At 68.9% G+C, this 15,526-nt stretch carries 15 protein-coding genes; 3 read left to right on the forward strand and 12 right to left on the reverse strand.

Annotation, left to right across the window (positions count from 1 at the left end; genetic code table 11):
- Genes AU194_RS29960 through AU194_RS29980 form a run of 5 tightly spaced genes read right to left on the reverse strand, consistent with a single transcriptional unit; the run spans position 1 to position 4,701 of the window.
- Positions 1 to 888, reverse strand: coding sequence for a polysaccharide deacetylase (locus AU194_RS29960; RefSeq protein WP_059092888.1), 888 nt, complete (start codon positions 886 to 888; stop codon positions 1 to 3).
- On the reverse strand, positions 885 to 1,817 hold the full coding sequence (gene speB / locus AU194_RS29965; protein ID WP_231743635.1) for an agmatinase: 933 nt from the start codon (positions 1,815 to 1,817) through the stop codon (positions 885 to 887). The genes AU194_RS29960 and speB overlap by 4 nt, the downstream gene beginning before the upstream one ends.
- A 52-nt stretch (positions 1,818 to 1,869) precedes the next feature.
- Complete coding sequence (locus tag AU194_RS29970; protein WP_059092890.1) at positions 1,870 to 2,547, reverse strand: SDR family NAD(P)-dependent oxidoreductase; 678 nt, start codon at positions 2,545 to 2,547, stop codon at positions 1,870 to 1,872.
- 1 nt (position 2,548) lies between these two features.
- Entirely contained in the window at positions 2,549 to 3,244 is a 696-nt protein-coding gene (locus AU194_RS29975; protein WP_059092891.1) for an SDR family NAD(P)-dependent oxidoreductase, read from the reverse strand.
- Positions 3,241 to 4,701: an APC family permease gene (locus tag AU194_RS29980; RefSeq protein ID WP_059092892.1), complete on the reverse strand. Its 1,461-nt coding sequence runs from the start codon at positions 4,699 to 4,701 to the stop codon at positions 3,241 to 3,243. The genes AU194_RS29975 and AU194_RS29980 overlap by 4 nt, the downstream gene beginning before the upstream one ends.
- Before the next feature lie 197 nt (positions 4,702 to 4,898).
- Between AU194_RS29980 and AU194_RS29985 the strand changes: the two genes are divergently transcribed.
- Positions 4,899 to 6,020 (forward strand): polyprenyl synthetase family protein, encoded by a 1,122-nt coding sequence (locus tag AU194_RS29985; protein ID WP_231743636.1) that lies wholly within the window; start codon positions 4,899 to 4,901, stop codon positions 6,018 to 6,020.
- Positions 6,021 to 6,023: 3 nt separating this feature from the next.
- Here AU194_RS29985 and AU194_RS29990 read toward each other — a convergent pair whose 3' ends face one another.
- On the reverse strand, positions 6,024 to 6,776 hold the full coding sequence (locus tag AU194_RS29990; RefSeq protein ID WP_059092893.1) for a YebC/PmpR family DNA-binding transcriptional regulator: 753 nt from the start codon (positions 6,774 to 6,776) through the stop codon (positions 6,024 to 6,026).
- 141 nt (positions 6,777 to 6,917) lie between these two features.
- Between AU194_RS29990 and AU194_RS29995 the strand changes: the two genes are divergently transcribed.
- On the forward strand, positions 6,918 to 8,564 hold the full coding sequence (locus AU194_RS29995) for a cytosine permease (RefSeq protein ID WP_059092894.1): 1,647 nt from the start codon (positions 6,918 to 6,920) through the stop codon (positions 8,562 to 8,564).
- Here the strand turns inward: AU194_RS29995 and AU194_RS30000 are convergent.
- Positions 8,561 to 9,160, reverse strand: a complete 600-nt coding sequence (locus AU194_RS30000; protein ID WP_059092895.1) for a TetR family transcriptional regulator — start codon at positions 9,158 to 9,160, stop codon at positions 8,561 to 8,563. The two genes, AU194_RS29995 and AU194_RS30000, sit on opposite strands and share 4 nt — an antisense overlap.
- Positions 9,161 to 9,221: 61 nt before the next feature.
- On the opposite strand from AU194_RS30000, the gene AU194_RS30005 reads away from it, so the two are divergent.
- Positions 9,222 to 10,937 carry a CocE/NonD family hydrolase gene (locus tag AU194_RS30005; protein WP_231743640.1) on the forward strand — a complete coding sequence of 572 codons (1,716 nt, stop codon included), beginning with the start codon at positions 9,222 to 9,224 and terminating at the stop codon, positions 10,935 to 10,937.
- Between the two features lie 38 nt (positions 10,938 to 10,975).
- On the opposite strand, the gene pdxT is transcribed toward AU194_RS30005, so the two are convergent.
- The 5 genes from pdxT to AU194_RS30030 are packed head-to-tail and all read right to left on the reverse strand — an operon-like array spanning position 10,976 to position 15,525.
- A complete protein-coding gene (gene pdxT, locus AU194_RS30010) occupies positions 10,976 to 11,557 on the reverse strand; it encodes a pyridoxal 5'-phosphate synthase glutaminase subunit PdxT (RefSeq protein ID WP_059092897.1) in 582 nt (193 codons plus the stop codon).
- On the reverse strand, positions 11,554 to 12,402 hold the full coding sequence (gene tesB, locus AU194_RS30015; protein WP_059092898.1) for an acyl-CoA thioesterase II: 849 nt from the start codon (positions 12,400 to 12,402) through the stop codon (positions 11,554 to 11,556). The genes pdxT and tesB overlap by 4 nt, the downstream gene beginning before the upstream one ends.
- A gap of 10 nt (positions 12,403 to 12,412) precedes the next feature.
- A complete protein-coding gene (pdxS, locus tag AU194_RS30020) occupies positions 12,413 to 13,330 on the reverse strand; it encodes a pyridoxal 5'-phosphate synthase lyase subunit PdxS (RefSeq protein ID WP_059092899.1) in 918 nt (305 codons plus the stop codon).
- A 60-nt stretch (positions 13,331 to 13,390) separates the two neighbouring features.
- Positions 13,391 to 14,404 (reverse strand): NUDIX domain-containing protein, encoded by a 1,014-nt coding sequence (locus tag AU194_RS30025; protein ID WP_059092900.1) that lies wholly within the window; start codon positions 14,402 to 14,404, stop codon positions 13,391 to 13,393.
- Entirely contained in the window at positions 14,401 to 15,525 is a 1,125-nt protein-coding gene (locus AU194_RS30030) for a glycosyltransferase family 4 protein (RefSeq protein ID WP_059092901.1), read from the reverse strand. Before AU194_RS30030 ends, AU194_RS30025 begins: the two co-directional genes overlap by 4 nt.
- Between the last annotated feature and the right edge of the window lies 1 nt (position 15,526).

Raw genomic sequence — 15,526 nt, forward strand, 5'->3', positions numbered from 1 at the left:
TTACGGTCGGGCTGTGACCGGGGTGGGTTCGGGACGGGTGAGAGTCCGCGGGGTGAGCTGTTGGGCGCGCACGTGCTCGGCGATCTGGTTCATGCCGGCCACCCAGACGTCGTCCATCGCGCACACCTCGCCGATGAACTCGCGCAGCGCGGCGGCGCGGCCGGGACGGCCGGACAGGAACGGATGGTTGGTGAGGATCCACGCCCCGCCGACGTCACGCATCGCGTCGAGTTCGGCGCGCCACAGTTCGATCGCCTTGGCGGGCGTCTCGATCAGCCCGGTGCCCGAGAAGTCGGGCACGAAGCAGTACTGCTGCCAGTCATCGAGCGCCCAGCTGACCGGCAGCTCGACCAGCGAGGTGTCCCCGACGGCGAGCTCGTAGGGATGGTCGGAGTCCATCAGCGTGGAGTCGTAGGTGAATCCGAACTCCGCCAACAACTTCGGGGTGTGCCAGTTCATCTCCCACATCGGGGCGCGGTAACCGGTCGGACGCACCCCGGCGACCTCGTCGAGCGCCTCGAGGCCGCGCTGCAGGATCGCGCGCTCGGTGTCCTCGTCGACACCGACCAGCGACTCGTGCAGATAGCCGTGGTGGGCGATCTCGTGCCCACCCTTGGCGATCGACCGGATCGCGTCCGGATGGCGGTGGGCGGTGTAGCCGGGAACGAAGAACGTGCCCGGCACCCCGTGGCCCTCGAGGATGTCGAGCAGCCGCGGCACGCCGACCAGCGGGCCGTACGCCTGGTGCGACATCGCGCCCATCCGATCGGCGAACGCCAGATCGGTTGTCAGCAGCGGACATTCGGCATCCACGTCGAAGGTGAACGCGACGGCGCAGCGTTTGCCGTCCGGCCACTGCACGGGGCCTGCGGGGGTCGGTGCGGTCATCGTTGTGCCTTTCTTCCGAAGACGGACAGGAATTCCCACGTCACGTTCGCCGCGGCGATCGCGGTGATCTCGGCGTGGTCGTAGGCGGGTGAGACCTCGACGACGTCGACCGCGACCAGATTCACTTTGTCCAGGCCGCGGATGACCTCGAGCAGTTCGCGGCTCGACATCCCGCCCGCCTCGGGCGTTCCCGTGCCCGGTGCGTGTGCGGGATCGAGGACGTCGATGTCGACCGACACGTAGACCGGTGCGTCGCCGACCCGGGCACGGATCTTCTCGACGATGCCCTCGGCGCCGAGCGAGTCGATGTCGCGGCAGGTGATCACCGAGAAGCCGAAATTCGCGTCCTCGACGAGATCCTGCTTGTCGTAGATGGATCCGCGCACCCCGACGTGCATGTTGCGGTCGAGCAGCAGCCCTTCCTCGAACGCCCGGCGGAACGGCGACCCATGGGTGATGTCGGCGCCGTAGTAGCGGTCCCAGGTGTCGAGGTGGGCGTCGAAATGCACCAGCGCCATCGGACCGTGCACCGAGTGCGCGGCGCGCAGCGACGGCAACGCCACCGAGTGGTCGCCACCGAGGATCACCGCGCGGGTGCCGCCGGCGAGCAATTCGGTCAGCTGATCGGCGACCTGGTTGACCGCCTCGCCGATATCGAACGGGTTGCAGGCGAGGTCACCGGCGTCGGCGAACTGGCACACCTCGAACGGTTTGATGTCCAGCTCCGGGTTGTAGCCCCGGATCAGGCGCGACCCCTGCCGGATCGCGTTGGGGCCGAAGCGCGCTCCCGGGCGGTAGGTGACCGCACTGTCGAACGGGACGCCGACCACGACGACGTCGGCGTGCTCGACGTCCTCGAGCCGCGGGAGCCGCGCGAACGTGGTCCACCCCGCGTAGCGGGGCTGCACCTGCGGGTCGGCCGGGCCCACGATGGTACGGCCAGCCGACAAAGCCCTGTCGTTGTTCAATCGAATGCCTTTCCTAGACCCGATTCCGGGACAATCCACCGTCGAGGTTGACGATCTGACCGACGGCCGCGGCGAGCCGGCGCTGGCAGAGCAGACCGATCACCCGTGCGGCCTGCTCGACCGTGCCGCGCCGCCCGCCCGGCGGCGTCATGCACGAAACATCCTGTGTGGCATCGCAAATCGACCACTCCGAGTCGACCGCACCGACCGCCACCGCGTTGACGCCGATACCGAATCCACCGAAGTCACGGGTCAGCGTCTTGGTCAGCGCGACGATGCCGCCCGCGGCGGTCGCGACCGCGGCGAGCGACGGGCCGCCGATGTGCCACCGCGAAATGGTCAGCACCATCCGGCCCCCGGTGCCGGCATCGCGCATGTGGGTGGCGGCGGCCTGTGCGTACAGGAAGCTCCCGGTCAGTGTGTCGTCGACGTGCCGCCAGAAGTCGGTCATCGACTGTTCGGCGATCGGGGCGACGACGGGCAGTCCGTGCGCCACCACCAGCGCGTCGACACCGCCCATCTGGTCGGCGGCCCGTGCGACGGCCGCCCGCACCGCGTCGCCGTCGGTGTGCGCCGCATCCGCGGGGATGCCTGCGGTGGCGACGCCGCGTTCGGCGAAGTGGGTGCGCACCGCGGCGCCGAGCATCGTGTCGTCACCTGTGACGAGCACCCGCGTGGTCTGGTCGCTCATCTCAGATCACCGTTCCGCTGTTGACCGACAGCACTTCTCCGCACAGGAACAGGTCCTCCTCCACCAGCGCCCGGACCAGTTCGGCCACCTCCGCGGTGTCGGCGATGCGACGCGCAGGCAGCGAGGCGACGAACTCGGGGGCGCGTTCCCACGAATCGGCGGGTAGCAGCGGGGTGTCGCACGGTCCCGGCGCGACGGCGTTGACCAGTACGCCGTCGGGGGCGACCTCGGTGGCGATGCTGCGCAGCAGACTCAGCGCCGCACCCTTGGCGGCCGCGTAGTGGGCGTCGTTGCCGCCACCGCCGATCGCGCGTTCGGACGCGATGCCGACGATGCGCCCGCTACCCCGTCGCCGCATCTGCGGCAGTACCGCGCGGCACACGTGGGCCAGACCGCCGACGTGCACCCGCAGCATCCGCTCCCAGTCGGACTGCGTGATGTCCAGGGCGGGCATCTCCGCGTAGTGACCCGCGCAGACGACGGCGGCGTCGATCCGTCCGAGCGCCTGCTCGACCTCGGCGACGGCGGCGGTGACGGCCTGTTCGTCGGCGACGTCGGCGGTCAGCCACAGGTCCGTCGCCGGGGCCGGTTCGCGGGAGATCGAGGCGACCGTCCACCCGCAGTCGGCCAACCGCTGCGCCACCGCGGCGCCGATGCCGCTGCCCGCGCCGGTGACCAGAGCGACGGGGGCCGTCATACGAGCTCGGCCTCGCCTGTGCGCACCGGTTCCGACGGGTCGACGGCACCGCGCGCGCCGACGTTCTTGACCTTGATGATCACTGCGCCGAGGGCCAGGATCGCGCCCATCGCGACGAAGAAGGCCCAGTTCATGTACCAGGATTCGGAGACGGTGCGCGGCCACACGATGTTGGTGAACTCGAAGCCGACCCACAGCACCGCGAGCACGGCCACCGGTGTGCCGAACCGGCCCAGGTTCCACGGTCCCGGTTCCCACTTGCCGCGCAACCGGGCGACGAGGCCGGTCACCAGCGGGAACAGGAACGCCAGGTAGTAGCCGCCCGCGGTGAAGGTGACCAGCACCGAGTACACGTCGGTGGCCGAGATCAGGTAGACGAACGCACCGATGACGGTGGTGACCAGGATGGCCGGGATGGGCTGGGCCTCGGACTTGGACAGCTTCGAGAGCACCTCCGAGCCGGGCAGCACCTTCTCCCGGGCGAAGGACCAGATGACGCGCGATCCCGAGGCCTGCAGCGCAAGGAAACTCGCGAGGAAGCCGATGACGAACGCCAGCAGGATCGGTTTGACCCATGCCTCGCCGAGCGCACTGCGCAGCACGTAGGACACCGGGTCGGGCTCCTCACCGGAGCGCACCATCTCGAAGTCGGGGACCGCCAGCGTCACCGCCAGCGAGGCGTAGGCGATCACGGTGGCGATGAACGCGATGGAGAACAGCATGGCCTTGGGGACGTTGCGCCGCGGCTCCTTGACCTCTTCGGCGATGGCGCCGGCGCTCTCGAAGCCCAGGATCGACCAGCCGGTGAACGCGAGTGCCGCCAGGAACGGGCCGGAGATGTAGGCCCAGGACCAGCCGCTGTTCAGGTCGATCCCGTGCAGGATCGCGTCGAAACCGTGGTGGCGGTGGAAGATCAGCAGGTAGGTGCCCAACCCGATGGACGCGACGATCTCGGCGACGATGCTGCCGAGCATGAGCGCCTTGAGGAAGCCGCGGCCCAGGATGTTGGCCCCGGTGCCCGCGAGCAGGATCAGCAGCGCGATGACGCTCTGCTGGACCGCGGTCGGGCGATCGATCCCGACGAGCTGGGCCAGGAAGCCGGCGCCGCCGTAGGCGACGGTGGCCATGATGATGACCAGGGCCCACATGTACACCCAGCCCGCCAGCCAGCCGGCGACCTCACCGGCCAACCGCCTGGTCCACTGGAAGATCGAACCCTCGTAGGGCCAGCGGGACACCAGTTCGGCGAACGCCAGCGCCACGATGCACTGCCCCACGCCGACCGCGACGAAGGTCCACCAGAATCCGGGACCCGCTGTGGCCAGCGACAAACCGTAGATGCCGTACATCGCCACGATCGGCGAGATGAACGCGAACGCAAATGCGAACGCCGACCACAGCGAGAACTCTCGTCTCAATTCTGTTGGCGCAGAACCGGTTTGCGCGCTGGACGTCATCTGGTCTCCTTTTCACCGCCCTGAGGACACGCAAGTATGAGCACGACGGACGGTGTCCGGCACCGTGGATGACCAAGTCCGGTTTGGGCATACAGTCGCCGTGGCGCGCGACTGTAGACATCTACAACGTTGCCGGTTCGGCGCTCGCGCGCCGCGCCCCGTCCCGGTGTGCAGACCTACACTCGCGACGGCGCCCCATGACCAGAGCGGAGATCGTCGTGCCCGACACCGACCAGACGCAGTTCCTCGCGGACGTGGAGGATCACCTGCGCGCGGTGGTCCGTGACACCGTCGCCGAACCCCTGTGCAGCATCGACGACGGTCTGGACGCGGTCGCCGCGTTCTGCGGTTCGGCGGTGCAGTCCGGCGGGAAACGCCTGCGTCCGCGCTTCGCCTACTGGGCCTGGCGCGTCGGCGCACCGGCCGCCGCGCCGCGCCGCCCGCTGGTGGGTCTGGCCGCCGCGCTGGAGTTGCTGCACGCGGCGATCCTGGTGCACGACGACGTGATCGACGCCTCGGAGGTGCGGCGCGGCCAGCCCTCGGTGCGCGCCGCACTGGCCGCCCGGCACCGCAGCGCCGCGGCGTGGGGTGACGCCACCCAGTACGGCGACAACATGGCCCTGCTGGTCGGCGACCTGCTGTGGTCGGCCGCCCACGACGCGTTCGACGACGCCGTTGCCGGCCTTCCCGACGAGGTCAGGCACCGCACCGTGCGGGCGTTCCGCGGCATGCGGCTCGAGGTGCTGGCGGGGCAGTTGCTCGAACTGCGGGCCCAGGCCGCCCGCGACTACGCCGCCGACACGGCCGAGAAGATCCTGCGCTACAAGACCAGCGCCTACACCGTCGAGCGGCCGGTCGAACTCGGCCTCGAACTCGCCGGAGGCGGATCGCCCGCGACGGCCCGGACGCTGCGCGAGTACGCGGGCGCCGTCGGGCAGGCGTTCCAGCTGCGCGACGACCTGGCCGACATGTTCGGCACGCCCGACACCATCGGCAAGACGCCCGGTGACGACGTCCGCTCCGGGAAGCCCACCGAATTGCTCGGTGCCACACTGGAATTGGCGCCCGCCACAGACGCCGAGATCCTGTCCGGCATCGTCGGGGACGCGGCGGCCGATCAGGATGCGATCGCCGAGGCGCAGCGGATCGTGCTGGCCTGCGGTGCGGCCGACCGAGTGCGCCGCCGGATCGGCGATCTGGTGGTGACCGCCCACCGGGCGATCGCCGACCTGTCGTCGTCGGCGGACGTCAACGCGCTGGCCGGGCTCTCGGAGATGCTCGCCGAGTGCACCGAGCTGTCGTTCCTGCCCGCGGGGTGAGGGTCAGTCCTCGATCTGGGCCAGGATCTCGTCGGGGATGTCGGCGTTGGTGTAGACGTCCTGGACGTCGTCGCTGTCCTCGAGGGCGTCGACGAGTTTCATCACCTTGCGGGCGCCCTCGGCGTCGAGCGGCACGGTGACCGACGGCTGGAAGCTGGCGTCGGCGGAGTCGTAGTCGATACCCGCCTCCTGCAGCGCGGTGCGGACCGCGACGAGGTCGGTCGGCTCGGAGATGATCTCGAAGCTGTCGCCGAGGTCGTTGACCTCTTCGGCACCGGCCTCGAGCACGGCCGTCAGCACGTCGTCCTCGGTGAGATCGTTCTTGTCCAGGGTCACCACACCCTTGCGGGAGAACAGGTAGGACACCGAACCCGGATCGGCCATGTTGCCGCCGTTGCGGGTCATCGCGACACGCACCTCACCCGCGGCGCGGTTGCGGTTGTCGGTGAGGCATTCGATGAGCACCGCGACCCCGTTGGGGCCGTAGCCCTCGTAGGTGATGGTCTGCCAGTCGGCGCCGCCCGCCTCTTCACCGGCGCCGCGTTTGCGGGCCCGCTCGATGTTGTCGTTGGGCACCGAACTCTTCTTCGCCTTCTGGATGGCGTCGTAGAGGGTCGGGTTGCCACCGGGATCGCCGCCGCCGGTACGGGCCGCCACCTCGATGTTCTTGATCAGCTTGGCGAAGTTCTTCCCACGGCGGGCGTCGATGATCGCCTTCTTGTGCTTCGTGGTCGCCCACTTGGAATGGCCGCTCATCGGCGAACTACCTCTCTAGCTCAAGTTCGAGTCCGGTAGACGAGTCTACGTGGCAGCGATCGTGGCCCCGTAAGCACCGAAGCACTTCGAGTGGAACACGTTCGTCACGCCCGCGAAATACGGCCGACCTAGCTTTGCCGGATGACTCAGGACGTGAGCAGGGATCCGGTCGACACGGCCGATCGGCTGACCGCCACCAAGGAGACACTCGAGGACTACACGCTGCGATTCGCCCCGCGCAGCTACCGAAAATGGTCGACCGGCGTGGTTGGGGTCTCCGCGCTCGGCGGCATCGCCTACCTCGCGGACTTCGCGATCGGTGCGAACATCGGCATCGCCTACGGCACCACCAACGCGCTGTGGGGCATCCTGATCTTCGCCGTCGTCATCTTCGCGTCCGGCTTTCCGCTCGCCTACTACGCGGCGCGCTACAACATGGATCTGGACCTGATCACCCGCGGCAGCGGCTTCGGCTACTACGGCTCAGTGGTCACCAACGTCATCATGGCGACCTTCACGTTCATCTTCTTCGCGCTCGAGGGGTCGATCATGGCCCAGGGGTTGGAGCTCGGTCTCGGCGTGCCGCTGTGGCTGGGCTACGCGGTCTCGACGATCGTCATCTTCCCGCTGGTGATCTACGGCATGAAAGTGCTCTCGACGCTGCAGGTGTGGACGACTCCGCTGTGGCTGGTGCTGATGGTCGCACCCTTCGTCTACCTCGTGGTGAGCCACCCGGAGTCGATCGGGCAGTTCTTCGCCTACCAGGGTGAGGAGGGTGCGGGCGGCTTTGCCCTCGGCTCGACGCTGCTGGCCGCCGGGGTGTGCCTGTCGCTGATCGCCCAGATCGCCGAGCAGATCGACTACCTGCGCTTCATGCCACCGAAGACGCCGGAGAACAGCCGCAGCTGGTGGACGTGGATGATCCTGGCCGGCCCGGGCTGGGTGTTCTTCGGTGCGATCAAGCAGATCGTCGGGCTGTTCCTCGCGGTGTACCTGATCGCCAATGTCGCCGACAGCACGGGCATCGCGAACCAGCCGGTGCACCAGTTCCTCGAGATCTACGAGAACTTCCTGCCCGGCTGGCTGGCCATGACGCTGGCGGTCGTGCTCGTCGTCATCAGCCAAATCAAGATCAACGTCACCAACGCCTACTCCGGATCGCTGGCGTGGACGAACTCGTTCACCCGCCTGACCAAGCACTACCCCGGCCGGTTGGTGTTCCTGGCGTTCAATCTCGTGATCGCGCTGATCCTGATGGAAGCCAACATGTTCGACTTCCTCAACACGATTCTCGGGTTCTACGCCAACTGCGGGATGGCCTGGGTCGTCGTGGTGGCTTCCGACATCGTCGTCAACAAACACCTGCTGGGCATCTCCCCCAAGGCGCCCGAGTTCCGCCGCGGCATGCTGTACGCGATCAACCCGGTCGGCTTCGGGTCCATGTTGATCGCCGCCGGCGTGTCGATCGTGGCGTTCTTCGGCGGATTGGGCGAGACGATCCGGGCGTACTCACCGCTGGTCGCGATCGGACTCGGCCTGGTGCTGCCGCCGATCTTCGCGATCGCCACCAGGGGCCGCTACTACCTGCGCCGCACTGATGACGGCATCGACCTGCCGATGTACGACGAGTACGGCAACCCGTCCGGTGAACATCTCGACTGCCACGTCTGCCATCACGGATACGAACGGCCGGACATGATGCGGTGCGCCACCCACGAGGCATACATCTGCTCGCTGTGCCTGTCGACGGATCGGGTGGCCGACCACGTGCTGCCCGCGCAGACCTAACGCGTCAGGTCGCCGTCGATGTAGCGCTGTAGGTTCGGCGCGACCGCGGCGACGAGTTCGTCCTCGGACATCGACGCGACCGGTTCGATGCGCCAGATGTAGCGCATCATCGCCAGGCCCATGATCTGCGAAGAGATCAGCCCGCTGCGCACCTTCCGGTCGCGTTCGTCGGCCCCGAGGTGCGAGACGCCCATCAGACTGCGCTCCACGATGTTGCGGAGTTTGTCGCGGGTCGACGATTCGTGTGCGGCGGTCTGCAGCACCGCCCGCAACACCGGGCCGATCTCGTCGTCGGCCCAGGCACCCAGCATCAGCCGGAGCAACGCCGCACCCAGCTCGCCGACCGGGGTGGCCCATGTCGTGACCACACTTTCCAGCCAGCGCTGCGGCGGGTCGGTGGCCGCGTCGAGCAGCGCGTCTTTGGATCCGAAGTAGTGGTAGACGAGGGCGGGATCGACGTCGGCGGCCCGGGCCACGGCCCGCATCGTGGTGCCGGCCGATCCGTTCTCTGCGAACTGTATGCGTGCGGCGGCGAGGATGCGCGCGGCCAGCACGCCCCGCTCGTCCCGGGGCCCCGGCGCAGTTCGTTTCGGCACCGTCCGAGCCTACCCGAATTTCATGTTGCGTTGAGACTAGTTTCAACGTAGCGTGAAACTTGTGTACGCCCTCAACGGTCCGCAGACCACCGGCCGCAACTACCGGGAGCTGAGTCGACCGCGCTTCCGCGTCACCCACGACGTGAACCTCGCCGTGCCGATGCGTGATGGTGTCGCGTTGCTCGCCGACGTGCATCGCCCCGCGGACGACGGCCGGCACCCCGCCTTGATCGCTGCGTCGCCCTACCCCCGGCAGATCCAGAATCTCGGCGCCCCAGCGGGATTCATCGAGGCAGGCGTGAGCGATTTCTGGGTGCCGCGCGGCTACGTCCACGTCATCGCGAATGTGCGGGGCACCGGCGGCTCGGGCGGGAACTTCGGGTTCTTCGACGCGCAGGAACGCCGTGACATGTACGACCTCGTCGAATGGGCGGCCGCCCAGCCGTGGTGCGACGGAAACGTCGGGATGATCGGCATCAGTTATTTCGCCATGACTCAACTCGAGGCGGCGGTGGAGCGACCACCCCACCTGAAGGCGATCTTTCCGGTCGCGGTGACCGCCGACCTCTATGAGGCCGCCCTCCATCACGGCCTGATGAGCTCCTCGTTCGTCACGCCGTTCCTGTCGATGATCGGGCTGACCTCCGAGCGCAGTGACGCACTGTGGCGCGGCCACGTCGTCGGCCTGTTTCGGCGCGTCCTGCATACGCCCCCGCTGCACCGCAAGTTCGCGACCATGAACGGCGAGGCCGCCGTGACGATGATGCGGCAGTTGCTCAAGCTCCCCCACCACCCACACCCATGGGATGACCTGTGGCTCGACGTCGCGGTCGACCATCAGTTCCGCGACGGATGGTGGGACGAACGCAACCTGCTCCCCCTGCTCGACCGCATCGACATCCCGGTCTACCTCGGCTGCGACTGGGAAAACGTCCCGCTACATCTGCCGTCCACCTTCAAGACCTGGGATGCGTTGTCGCACAACGCGAATGTGCGCGTCGGCATGCTCGGACGATACGGGCTGACCTGGCCGTGGGAGAGCCTGCACACCGAGGCGCTGGCGTGGTTCGACCAGTGGCTCAAAGGCCGCGACACCGGCATCCTCGACGGTCCGCCCATCCGCTACGTGCTGCCCGGCGCCGAGGGCTGGCACACCGCGGAGTCGTGGCCCCCGGCGGACACGGCGTATCGCGCTCTGGCGTTGCGCGCCGATGCGGTTCTCGGCGACGACGAAGGGGAACCGGGCAGCCGCGAGTTCATGGTGCTCGGCGCCGGGCTGAACCGAGCCAAGCCCAGCGCCATCGACCCGCCGTCACTGTTGTCGTGGACCAGCGCCGCCCTGACCGAGGACATCGACGTGGTCGGTGACATCGAGCTGCGTCTCGTCGCCTCCACCACGGCGATCGACACGGCGTGGATCGCCACACTGCAGGACGTCGCACCCGACGGGACGGTCGAGGATGTGACCGCGGGATGGCTGCGGGCCAGCCTGCGTGCGGTCGACGAGGCGGCCAGCCGCGTCGGCGCGCCGGTGCTGCCCTGCCGCACCCCGGAGGCGGTACCGGTCGGCGAGGACGTCGAGTACCGAATTCCGTTGGTGCCCAATGCGCGTCGCTTCGCGTCCGGACACAGCATCCGGTTGATGCTCAGCAGCGACGACCAGGATCCGTCGACCCCGGCGATCATGAACTTCCGCCACGCCAGCGTCGGCACCAGCAGCCGCAACACCGTCCGCTCGTCATCGAGACTCCTGCTGCCGGTGATTTCGGCGCGCTGACGTGCGCTCACCGCACGCGAGCGCGCCGAAATCGCGAATCAGAGCGAGTCGACGAACAGTTTGTGCACCCGTCGGTCGCCGGTGACCTCGGGATGGAACGACGTGGCGAGCATGCGGCCCTGCCGGACCGCGACGATGTGCTCACCGGCGGTGGCGAGCACCTCGACGTCCGGGCCGACCCGCTCGACCCACGGCGCGCGGATGAACACCGCATGCACCGGCGAATCGAGTCCCTCGAACGCGATGTCGTCTTCGAACGAGTCGACCTGACGGCCGAATGCGTTGCGGCGCACCGTCATGTCGATGCCCTTGAGCGGGGTGGCCTGACGGCCCGCGGCCCCGGCGTCGAGGATCTCGCTGGCCAGCAGGATCATCCCGGCACACGAACCGTAGGCCGGCATACCCTCGGCGAGGCGGGCGCGCAACGGTTCGAGCAGGTCGAACTCGCGCAGCAGATGGCTCACCGCGGTCGACTCCCCACCGGGGATCACCAGCGCGTCGACGGCCTCCAGTTCGGTCAGGCGGCGCACCGTGACCGCCTCGGCGCCGGCCTCGGTCAGCGCGGCCAGGTGTTCACGGGTGTCCCCCTGCAGGGCGAGCACCCCGACACGAGGGGTCACGTCCGGCCCGGGGTGAAGTCACGCGGGTAGCGGGTCAACCCCTCCTGCATGACGGCCGCGACCATCTCGCCGTACTGGTTGAACAGCTGCCCCTGGGTCAGCGCCCGCCCCCCGCACGCCGACGGCGACGTCTGGTCGTAGAGCAGCCACTCGTCGGCGCGGAACGGCCGCATGAACCACATCGCGTGGTCGAGCGAGGCGACGTTGAGGTACTTGCGCTCGTCGGGGTGATTGACCTGCGCCGAGCCCAGCAACGTCAGATCGCTGAGGTAGGCCAGCGCGCAGATGTGCAGCACCGGATCGTCGGGCAGCGGGTCGCGGTGGCGGAACCACACCTGCTGCTGGGAGGCCTTACCCGGCAGCTTCTGCAGCTGTTCCCGGGGCACGATCCGCACGTCCCACTCGTCGAACTGGCGGAAGCTCGCATCGTCGAAGACCCGGCTCGCCGACTTGAAGTCGGGGATGTCGTCGGGCGGCGGAGCGGGCGGCATGGCGTCCTGGTGTTCGATACCGCTCTGATCGGTCTGGAACGACGCCGACATCGAGAAGATGGTCTCGCCGTGCTGGATCGCGCTGACCCGGCGGGTGCAGAACGAGCCGCCGTCGCGGATGCGCTCGACGGTGTACACCGACGGCGCGCGCGCGTCGCCGGGCCGCAGGAAGTATCCGTGCAGCGAGTGCACCTGGTACTTCGGGTCGACCGTGCGGACCGCCGACACCAGCGACTGGCCGGCGACGTGTCCGCCGAAGGTGCGCTGCAGGAAGCCCGACTCGGGGCTGAACACCGCACCGCGGTAGATGTTGACCTCGAGTTGTTCGAGGTCGAGGATCTGCTCGATCGACATGCAGGAAGTCTTACCAGCCGCGTTCGGCGAGCCGGTGCGGCTGGGCGATGTCCTCCACGTTGATGCCGACCATCGCCTCACCCAGCCCACGCGACACCTTGGCCAGCACGTCCGGGTCGTCGTAGAACGTCGTCGCCTTGACGATCGCGGCCGCCCGCTCGGCCGGGTTGCCGGATTTGAAGATGCCCGAACCCACGAACACGCCCTCGGCGCCGAGCTGCATCATCATCGCCGCATCCGCCGGGGTGGCGATGCCGCCCGCGGTGAACAGCGTCACCGGCAGCTTGCCTGCGCGGGCCACCTCGACCACCAGGTCGTACGGCGCCTGCAGCTCCTTGGCCGCGACGTAGAGCTCGTCCTCACTCAGCGACGTCAGCCTGCGGATCTCGCCGCCGATCTTGCGCATGTGGGTGGTGGCGTTGGAGACGTCGCCGGTGCCGGCCTCACCCTTGGAGCGGATCATCGCCGCCCCCTCGGTGATGCGCCGCAGCGCCTCCCCGAGGTTGGTGGCCCCGCACACGAACGGGACGGTGAACTTCCACTTGTCGATGTGGTTGGTGTAGTCGGCGGGGGTGAGGACCTCGGATTCGTCGACGTAGTCCACCCCGAGGCTCTGCAGGATCTGCGCCTCGACGAAGTGCCCGATACGCGCCTTGGCCATCACCGGGATGCTGACCGCGTCGATGATGCCCTCGATCATGTCCGGATCACTCATCCGGGACACGCCGCCCTGGGCGCGGATGTCGGCGGGCACCCGCTCGAGCGCCATCACCGCGACCGCGCCCGCACCTTCGGCGATCCGGGCCTGCTCGGGGGTGACCACGTCCATGATCACGCCGCCCTTGAGCATCTCGGCCATGCCGCGCTTCACCCGGGCGGTGCCGGTCTGCTGGGTCGAGCCGTTGAGCCCTGCGCTTTCCACAGTCATCTCCTCCGATTAGCTACCGATCCAGTGTAGTGGGGACACCAAATCGATTGATTCCGCAACTCAGCGGATCGATTGCACCGGTCCCGGCGTGGCCGACCCGTCGGCCAGGTCGTTGGCTCGCGCCAACAGTTCGCCCAGTTGCTGCGGATACACGGCCTCTCCGCCGGCGACCAGTTCGGCGATCATTGTCGCATCACACCAGCGGTGCCCGTGAATCGTGCGCTGCTCCAGGGGCGTGTGACCGCGGACAGAGGGCTCGAAGTGGGCGGTGCGGTGGACGAAGAACATCTCCTGGCTACGGAGCATCGCACCGTCGAACTCGAACACCGCATCCCGCCGCCACACCGGCCCGATCAGCACGCTCGCGTCGACCTGCAGTCCCGTCTCTTCCGCGACCTCGCGGGCGGCGGCCCGGGCCAGGTCCTCCCCCGCCTCCACCGCGCCGCCGACGGTGAACCACCATCGCGGGGCGTCGGCCAGCGCCGGATCCGATCCGCAGAACAGCAGCACCGCCCCGGCCTCGTCGAGCAGCACCACGCGCGCCGAGACCCGCCGGCTCATCGGTTCGGCGTCCCGCGGCGGCACCTCGGCGATCTCGAAATAGGTGGGCAGCGCCGCGGTTCCGCCCAGGCGCAGCAGCCGCACGGGCGTGCGCTCCCGCAGGGCCAGGGTGTCGCGCACCGCGTCGTTGTGGAAGCGGCGGGCGAGCAGGACGCGGGCCTCGGCGTCGGCCAGTTCGGCGACCAGCGCGACGGGCAGCGAGGCGGGGTCGACGAGCGCGAGCGCAGCGGACAGTTCGTTCTCGGCGGCTTCCCGGCCGCTGCGGGGTGCGCGTTCGGCGGCGTCGGCGAGGGCGGCCAGCCGCTTGCCCTGCGGTGCGCCTGCGTAGGCGTCGACGGCGACCGCGCGGGCCACCACCGCACGCCGGGCGAGCGCACCGTCGAGGGCCTGCCAGCTCAGGTCGTAGCGCACGTGCAACCGGTCCAGGCGGTGCGCGGTCTGATAGGCCCAGGTGCCGATGAGCAGCGCGACGACCAGCAGGACCGCCAGGACGACGATCACGGCCCACGTCACGGGGCGACCTGGACCTTCACACCCGCCCCGGCGACGGTCTCGTACACGCGCATGATCTGGTCGGCCACCACCGGCCAGTCGTAGCGGCCGACGGCGGCCGAGGCCGCGGCGATGTAGCGTGCCCGCGCCGCGTCGTCGTCGAGCATGCCGATCAGGCCCTCGGCCAGTGCCGCCGAATCGTCGACGGTGACCAGCCTGCCCGCGGCACCGTCGCGCAGCACGCGGCGGAAGGCGTCGAGATCGCTTGCCACGACGGCGGTTTCGGCGGCCATCGCCTCGACCAGCACGATGCCGAAGCTCTCGCCGCCGGTGTTGGGCGCGCAGTACACGTCGGCACTGCGCATCGCCGACGCCTTGGTGGCGTCGTCCACCTGGCCGAGGAAGCACAGGTGCGCGGCGTGTGGGCCGGCCTGCTCGCGCAGTTCGTCCTCGTCGCCGCGGCCGACGATGAGGATCTCGACGTCCGGGTAGCGCGCCACCAGCGCGGGCAGCGCGCCGAGCAGCACCGACATCCCCTTGCGGGGTTCGTCGTAGCGGCCGAGGAACAGCACGGTGCGACCCGGGCGCGGGTAGCCGTCGAGCCGTGGTGCGGTGGCGAAGAATCCGACGTCGACGCCGTTGGGGATCTCCACGGCGTCGGAGCCCAACGCCTCCATCTGCCAGCGCCGCGCCAGATCCGACACCGCGATCCGGCCGACGATCTTCTCGTGGTACGGGCGCAGGATGCCCTGGAACACCGACAGGGTCAGCGATTTCGTGGTCGAGGTGTGGAACGTCGCGACGATCGGCCCCTCGGCGGCCTGCAACGCGAGCATGGACAGGCTCGGCGCGTTGGGCTCGTGCAGGTGCAGCACGTCGAACCGGCCCTGGGCCAGCCACTTCTTGACCAGCCGGTGGGTGGCCGGCCCGAACCGCAACCGCGCCACCGACCCGTTGTAGGGAATCGGCACGGCGCGCCCGCCCGAGACCACGTAGTCGGGCAGGTCGACGTGCGGGGACGACGGTGCCAGCACGCTCACCTCGTGTCCGCGCCCGCGCATCACCTCCGCGAGTTGCAGTACGTGGGACTGCACCCCGCCCGGCACGTCGAACGAGTACGGGCAGACCATCCCGATCCGCATC

Source organism: Mycobacterium sp. GA-2829, assembly GCF_001499965.1.
Taxonomy (GTDB): domain Bacteria; phylum Actinomycetota; class Actinomycetes; order Mycobacteriales; family Mycobacteriaceae; genus Mycobacterium.

Coding starts and splice junctions, on each gene's coding strand:
- AU194_RS29980 (WP_059092892.1), bottom strand. CDS start 4,701: ATGACGTCCAGCGCGCAAACCGGTTCTGCGCCAACAGAATTGAGACGA.
- AU194_RS29985 (WP_231743636.1), top strand. CDS start 4,899: ATGACCAGAGCGGAGATCGTCGTGCCCGACACCGACCAGACGCAGTTC.
- AU194_RS30030 (WP_059092901.1), bottom strand. CDS start 15,525: ATGCGGATCGGGATGGTCTGCCCGTACTCGTTCGACGTGCCGGGCGGG.
- tesB (WP_059092898.1), bottom strand. CDS start 12,402: ATGTCGATCGAGCAGATCCTCGACCTCGAACAACTCGAGGTCAACATC.
- AU194_RS29990 (WP_059092893.1), bottom strand. CDS start 6,776: ATGAGCGGCCATTCCAAGTGGGCGACCACGAAGCACAAGAAGGCGATC.
- pdxS (WP_059092899.1), bottom strand. CDS start 13,330: ATGACTGTGGAAAGCGCAGGGCTCAACGGCTCGACCCAGCAGACCGGC.
- AU194_RS29960 (WP_059092888.1), bottom strand. CDS start 888: ATGACCGCACCGACCCCCGCAGGCCCCGTGCAGTGGCCGGACGGCAAA.
- AU194_RS29995 (WP_059092894.1), top strand. CDS start 6,918: ATGACTCAGGACGTGAGCAGGGATCCGGTCGACACGGCCGATCGGCTG.
- AU194_RS29975 (WP_059092891.1), bottom strand. CDS start 3,244: ATGACGGCCCCCGTCGCTCTGGTCACCGGCGCGGGCAGCGGCATCGGC.
- AU194_RS29970 (WP_059092890.1), bottom strand. CDS start 2,547: ATGAGCGACCAGACCACGCGGGTGCTCGTCACAGGTGACGACACGATG.